This is a genomic window from Caballeronia pedi (assembly GCF_001544915.2).
Taxonomy (GTDB): Bacteria; Pseudomonadota; Gammaproteobacteria; order Burkholderiales; family Burkholderiaceae; genus Caballeronia; species Caballeronia pedi.
The window spans coordinates 1-6,161 of the sequence record NZ_FCOE02000090.1 but is presented as its reverse complement, the minus strand read 5'-3'; the positions used below and the strand labels follow the sequence as shown (position 1 = coordinate 6,161).

The window sequence follows — 6,161 nt, the reverse complement described above, 5'->3', positions numbered from 1 at the left end:
CCAGTCCTGCGGCTCGATCTTGCCGTCGGCTTGCATGATCGCGTCGAAACGGGTCTGGTCCGGCGAAGCGGCTGAGGCGGCTGCGTCGCTTGACTGCGTGGGGCTCGGGAGGTCGAGGGATTGGGTGTACATGGCGGCACTCGCTCTTGGATAGTCGCTGTCCGGCGATTATAAACCGACCGGACGGTCGGTAAATAGCGTTTTTGGGATGTACTCGGGTAAGCCCGCATGAGACGCGCGCGGACGCGTCACGCGAACAATGCGTGCTCTTTAATCTAGTGCAGACGAGGGATGCGTGCCGGACGGCAGCAAAAACGAAGAGCGGCGGCGAGGATCGCCACCGCTCTGCAGGAGGCGGGAGTCAGAGAAACGGTAGGCGCTTAGCGCGTCTGCGATGCGGCGAAATCTTCCGCGTCGACGTCATAACCCGACGGTTCCCACCGCACGGCGAGCAAGGCGACGAGGCCCGCGAGCGGCGCGACGGCGATGATCCAGAACACCTTCGTGCCGAGCGCCGCGGACAGAACCGGGAACAGGAACAGCGAGACCGTCGAGCTGGCGCGCATCAGGGTTTGATTGAAGCCCACGCCGACGCCGCGCAGCGAGGTCGGATAGCTCAGCGACGCGAACGTCATGCTGTGCGAACCCGGCCCGACGCCTTGCCCGAGCAGGAACGCGGCCAAAAAGGCGATCGCGATGACGACTTCGACACCCGTCGACGGTTTGCCGACGATCGCGAGCCCGACGAGCGCCACGAGCTGAAACGCGTAGCCGACGACCGACAGCTTCCACGCACCGTACTTCGGCACCGTGCGCACGGAGAACAGCCCGCCCGCGAACGCGAAGCACAGATTCAGCGCGAGCGACGCGAGAATCGTGGTGAGCATGGACTGCGCGAGGAAGCTCGAAATGATCACCGGCAGCCCGAACGCGACCGCGTTATACGCGAACGACGAGGCGATCGCGATGATCGTCGCCAGCACGGTCCGGCGCAGATACACGCCGCGCAGCAGCGCGCCGTAGTTGCTCCACGTCGCGCGGCGAGTCTTGGTTGGGGCGGCGGCGGTATCGTCGACGCGGGCATCGATGCCGTAGGAGCGCTTGAGGATCGCGGCCGCGCCCTTGAGATCGCCCTGATTCGCCGCCCACACCGGCGATTCGCTCATGTAACGGCTGCGGATCAGGATGATCGCGATCGCCGGAACGGCGCCGAAGCCGAGAATCAGACGCCACAGCCAGCCGGCGTTGTGCTCGGGCAAGACCGCGTACAGGCCGAGCACCAGAAGATACGAGACGCTGATCGCCGCATACCAGACCGGGCACCACATTGCGACGCGCGACGCCTTGTTGCCACGGCCCTGCAATCGCGAGAATTCCGCGAGAAAGGCCATCGCCACGGGAAGATCGATGCCGACGCCCAGGCCCATCACGAAGCGTGCACCGCCGAGCACCCACGCGTTGGGCGCGAGCGCGCACGCGATGGCCGCGACGACGAAAAAGAACATGTCGGCCATGAAAACGCGATAACGGCCGATCCTGTCGGTCAGATAGCCGCCGAGAAACGCGCCGATGATCGCGCCGAACGTGATCGCGGCCGCGACGAAGCCCGAACCGGTCGGCGTCAGCGAGAATTCACGGGCGATGTCCTTCATACCGAAGGCGAGCGCGCCGAGATCGTAGGCGTCGAGGAAAATGCCGCCGAGCGCGATGGCGACGACGACGCGCGCATCGCTGCCGATGGCCGCGCCGCGGTTGACGAGGCTGGAGACATCGGCGGCGCTTTTGATGACGGGGCGCGAATCGTCGGCGGCGGCCCGGGCGGAAGCGCGGTCGGGCGCGAGGGAAACGGACATGATGTGGCGGCTTCGGTAAAAAGTTGTCGATACAACGAATCGCCGGATCGTACTGGCCCGAACGCGGCCGGCCAAATTCTTTTTTGTTATTTAATGACTTACGCACGGTTGGCGGGCATGTCGGCACGCTGGCGCTCCGGTGCGACAATGTTGCTCCGTTCTTTCGTGGTATTCAGGTATGTCGTCAGATGAAAGCATCGATTCGGTGAACGTCGCGGTCGTCGGCGGAGGGCCGGCCGGGCTCATGGCCGCGGAAGCGCTCGCGGCGGGCGGCGCGCGCGTCGATGTGTTCGACGCGATGCCGTCCGTCGGCCGAAAATTCCTGATGGCGGGCAAGGGCGGCATGAATCTCACGCATTCCGAGCGCGCCGATGCCTTTCTGGCGCGCTACGGCGCGCGCAGTCCGAATATCGCGCCGCTGCTCGCGCGTTTCGACGCGAGCGCGTTGCGCGACTGGGTGCACGGGTTGGGCGTGCAGACGTTCGTCGGCAGTTCGGGACGCGTCTTTCCCACCGACATGAAAGCCGCGCCGATGCTGCGCGCGTGGCTGCATCGGCTACGCGCGTCGGGCGTGACGTTCCATATGAGGCACCGCTGGCTCGGCTGGGAAGAAGAAACGTCCATATCGCGTTTCGCGACGCCATCCGGCGAAAAGCGCGTCCGGCACGGCGCGATCGTGCTCGCGCTCGGCGGCGCAAGCTGGCCGCAGCTCGGTTCGGACGGCGGCGCGCTCCCGATTCTCGCGGCGCGCGGTGTGGACGTGCGGCCTTTCGTGCCGTCCAACTGCGGTTTCGATGTCGGCTGGAGCGAGCATTTCAGCAGCCGTTTCGCGGGCGAGCCGCTCAAGTCCGTGGCGATCGGCGTGGCGCGCGCGGACGGCGCGCTCGATTGGCGCGTCGGTGAGTGTCTGATTACCGATCAGGGCATCGAAGGCAGCCTGATCTATGCGTTGTCGGCGCCGATCCGCGATCGGATCGCGGAAAGCGGGGGCGTCGGCGCGACGATCATGCTGGATCTCGCGCCGCAGCTTTCCGCCGAGCGCGTGCGCGACGAGGTGCTGCATCCGCGCGGGGCGCGCTCGATGTCGAGCCATCTGCAGAGCCGCCTGCATCTGACGGGCGTGAAAGCGGGATTGTTGCGCGAATGCGTGAGCAAGGACGAATTCGCCGATCCTGAAACGCTCGCCGCGCGCATCAAGGCGTTGCCTTTGCGCTTGTTGCGCACGCGTCCTATCGAAGAAGTCATTAGCAGCGCGGGCGGCGTCGCATTCGAAGCGCTCGACGCGCGCTCGATGCTCAGTGCGCTGCCGGGCGTGTTCTGCGCGGGCGAAATGCTCGACTGGGAAGCGCCGACCGGCGGCTATCTGCTGACGGCGTGCTTCGCAAGCGGACTCGTGGCGGGGGAAGGCGCGCTCGCGTGGCTCGCCGAGCGCGCGTGATCTGATTTACGCGGCCACCAGCCGCCAAAGCGAGGTCACTTCGGCCGAACGCGCGGCGTGCAGCGGATCGGATTTGTCGGTCGCGCGCGGATGGTGCGGCTTGATATCGATGCGCCCATCCACTTTCAGACCGGCCTTGTCGATCCATTCCTGCAACTGCGCGCGTGTACGCAGACCGAGATGCTCCGCGAAGTCGGACAGGATCAGCCAGCCTTCGCCGCCCGGCGTCAGATGCGCGGCGAGGCCATCGAGAAAGCCTCGCAGCATGCGGCTGTCCGGATCGTAGATGGCGTGCTCGATCGCCGCGCTCGGCCGCGCCGGCAGCCAGGGCGGATTGCAGATGACCAGAGGCGCGCGGCCTTCGGGAAACATGTCGGCTTCGACGATTTCGACCTGCCGATCGAGCCCGAGCCGCCCGATGTTTTCCCGCGCGCAGTCGAGCGCTCGGGCATCGACGTCGGTGGCGACGATCCGCTCGACGCCGCGCCGCGCGAGCACGGCAGCGAGCACGCCGGTTCCGGTGCCGATATCGAACGCGAGCTGCTTCGCCGGAAGCGGCTGATTCGCGACGAGATCGATGTATTCGCCGCGAACCGGCGAGAACACGCCGTAATAGGGATGGATTCTTCCACCGACAGCGCCGATCTCGACGCCCTTCTTGCGCCACTCATGCGCGCCGACCAGGCCGAGCACTTCGCGCAAGGACACGACCGACGCTTCATCCGACGGCGGCCCGTAGGCCTCCTCGCACGCCTGCTGGACGTTCGGCGCGCGGCGCAGCGGGATGGCGTAGTGTTCGTCGAGCGGGAGCACCAGCATGGCGAGCGTACGCGCGCGCTGCGATTGTGCGAGGCGATGCAGATTGAATGCGTCGATCGGCGAAGGTGCCGTGGCCGGCTTCTTCTTGGCCTTGCGCGGCTTGTCGTCGATGCGGCGCGCCATCGCCTGAAGCAGTTGCCGGGCGTTCTGGAAGTCGCCGCGCCAAAGGATCGCCGTGCCCTCGCAGGCGAGGCGATAGGCGATATCCGCCGTCATCTGGTCGTGCCCGATGACCACGCGCTTCGGTGGCGGATTGCCGCTCTCCGATCTCCAGCGGGCGGAACGACTTTCGTCGTCTTCGTCCCAGGTGAGTCGTTGCGGTGCGGTGTTTTTCGATTGCATAGTGATGCCCGGAGCGCCAGCCGTCGTGGCCGGCAAAAAATGAATTGGCAGCATTGTGAGGCCATTTCGGGCGCGTGGTTCGCTCGTGTTCACTTTTGCGGGTGATGCGAGCGCGGTGGATCTGGTGACACTTCGGGCACAATCGAGCCTTTTCCGAACGCCTTCGCCGAATGAAACTCCGAGTTCTCGCCGCGATCTGCGCGGCCGCGCTTGTCGCACAGGTCAATCTCGTGCCGCACGCGTTCGCCGCCGATACCGCCGACGCAACTGCCAACGAACGTTGGGTCAGCGCCTGGGGCACCGCGCTGCAGTCGATTCCGCAACTGGCGAATCTGCCGCCGCTGTATCGCGCGCCGGATGTCGCTGGGCGCACCGTGCGCCAGTTGATCTACCCGCAACTCGACGGCAAACGCATTCGTCTGCGGATAAGCAATCTATATGGAACGGAGCCGCTCGTCGTCGAATCGATGAGCGTGGCTCGCGCGGCCGGTGGCAGCAGCGCGGCGATCCGTGCCGGCAGCGCGCGGCCCGTTCTGTTCGGCGGACGGAAAAGCGTGACGGTCGCGCCGGGCGCGCAAGCCACCAGCGATGCAGTCAGCTTCGACGTCGAAGCGCTTCAACCCGTGGCCGTCAGCATGTTCATGGGGAAGGATCAGAAGCTGGTGGCGTGGCATCGCGTGTCGAGTCAGGTGAACTACATCTCGACGCCAGGCGACCGTACCGAAGAAGCATCGGCTGGAGCGTTCCGCATGCGCTTCACCCAGTATGCGTGGCTGACCAATGTCGCGGTCGAGAGCCAGTCCGCGCAAGCGGTGGTCGCCATCGGCGATTCGATCACCGATGGTATGCGATCCTCGCTCAACGCCAACCGCCGCTGGCCCGACGCGCTCGCGAAGCAGCTCGCGCGCAAGAGTGGCGCGGAAACGGTCATCGTGAACGCGGGCATCAGCGGGAATCGCCTTTTGAGCAATTCGCCGTGCTACGGCGAGGCGGTGGTGAGCCGCTTCGAGCGCGACGCGCTGCGCCAGCCGGGCGTGCGCGCGGTGATCGTGCTGATCGGCATCAACGACATCAATTTCATGGCGATGCCCGCACACGCCGGACTAGATTGCGACGCGCCCCACACCGAGGTGAACGCGGACGCGCTGGTGCGCGGCTATCAGCGTTTAATTGCGCAGGCGCACCAGCGCGGCATCAAGATTTACGGCGCGACGCTGACGCCGGCGTCGCTGCCGCCCGAGCGTGAGGCGATCCGCACGGCGGTCAATGAGTCGATCCGCTCCAGCCGCGCGTTTGACGGCGTGATCGACTTCGATCAGGCGCTGCGCGATCCGGCGCGCCCCAGCGTGCTGCAACGCCGATATGACAGTGGAGATCACATCCACCCGAGCGATGCGGGCTACGCGGCGATGGCCGCGGCAGTGCCTATGGAGTTCGTCTCCGGCACTGCGAAACCGGTGCACTGAAGTCGGGCGAAAAAGTTTGCGTCATCACCTTGTCATTCGCGGTTGCTTGGCCTAATATTCAGCCCCTTCGTTGCAAGACGAGGGCCGCTGAGCGAAACGGGCGGCCTCCGAAGTCGACAAATTTCGAAGCGAAAGCGAGAAAACAGTGTTGACAAGGAGAAAAAGATTCTTCATAATCTCGTTTCTCTGCTGCTGATGCAGCGACGCAAGACGGAAGTTGATGTGGTGCTTGCGATGTGCTCT

At 65.4% G+C, this 6,161-nt stretch carries 5 protein-coding genes; 2 read left to right on the top strand and 3 right to left on the bottom strand.

Annotated elements, in window-relative coordinates; all coding sequences use genetic code 11:
• Positions 1-380 precede the first annotated feature (380 nt).
• Positions 381-1,853 carry an MFS transporter gene (locus AWB80_RS42425; RefSeq protein WP_061180567.1) on the bottom strand — a complete coding sequence of 491 codons (1,473 nt, stop codon included), beginning with the start codon at positions 1,851-1,853 and terminating at the stop codon, positions 381-383.
• A 178-nt stretch (positions 1,854-2,031) separates the two neighbouring features.
• On the opposite strand from AWB80_RS42425, the gene AWB80_RS42420 reads away from it, so the two are divergent.
• Entirely contained in the window at positions 2,032-3,291 is a 1,260-nt protein-coding gene (locus AWB80_RS42420; protein WP_061180566.1) for a TIGR03862 family flavoprotein, read from the top strand.
• A 6-nt stretch (positions 3,292-3,297) separates the two neighbouring features.
• On the opposite strand, the gene AWB80_RS42415 is transcribed toward AWB80_RS42420, so the two are convergent.
• Positions 3,298-4,452: a methyltransferase gene (locus AWB80_RS42415; RefSeq protein WP_061180565.1), complete on the bottom strand. Its 1,155-nt coding sequence runs from the start codon at positions 4,450-4,452 to the stop codon at positions 3,298-3,300.
• 170 nt (positions 4,453-4,622) lie between these two features.
• Between AWB80_RS42415 and AWB80_RS42410 the strand changes: the two genes are divergently transcribed.
• On the top strand, positions 4,623-5,918 hold the full coding sequence (locus AWB80_RS42410; RefSeq protein ID WP_061180564.1) for an SGNH/GDSL hydrolase family protein: 1,296 nt from the start codon (positions 4,623-4,625) through the stop codon (positions 5,916-5,918).
• A gap of 51 nt (positions 5,919-5,969) precedes the next feature.
• Here AWB80_RS42410 and AWB80_RS44745 read toward each other — a convergent pair.
• The coding region (locus tag AWB80_RS44745) for a hypothetical protein (RefSeq protein WP_208635775.1) at positions 5,970-6,161 on the bottom strand (192 nt) is incomplete at its 5' end.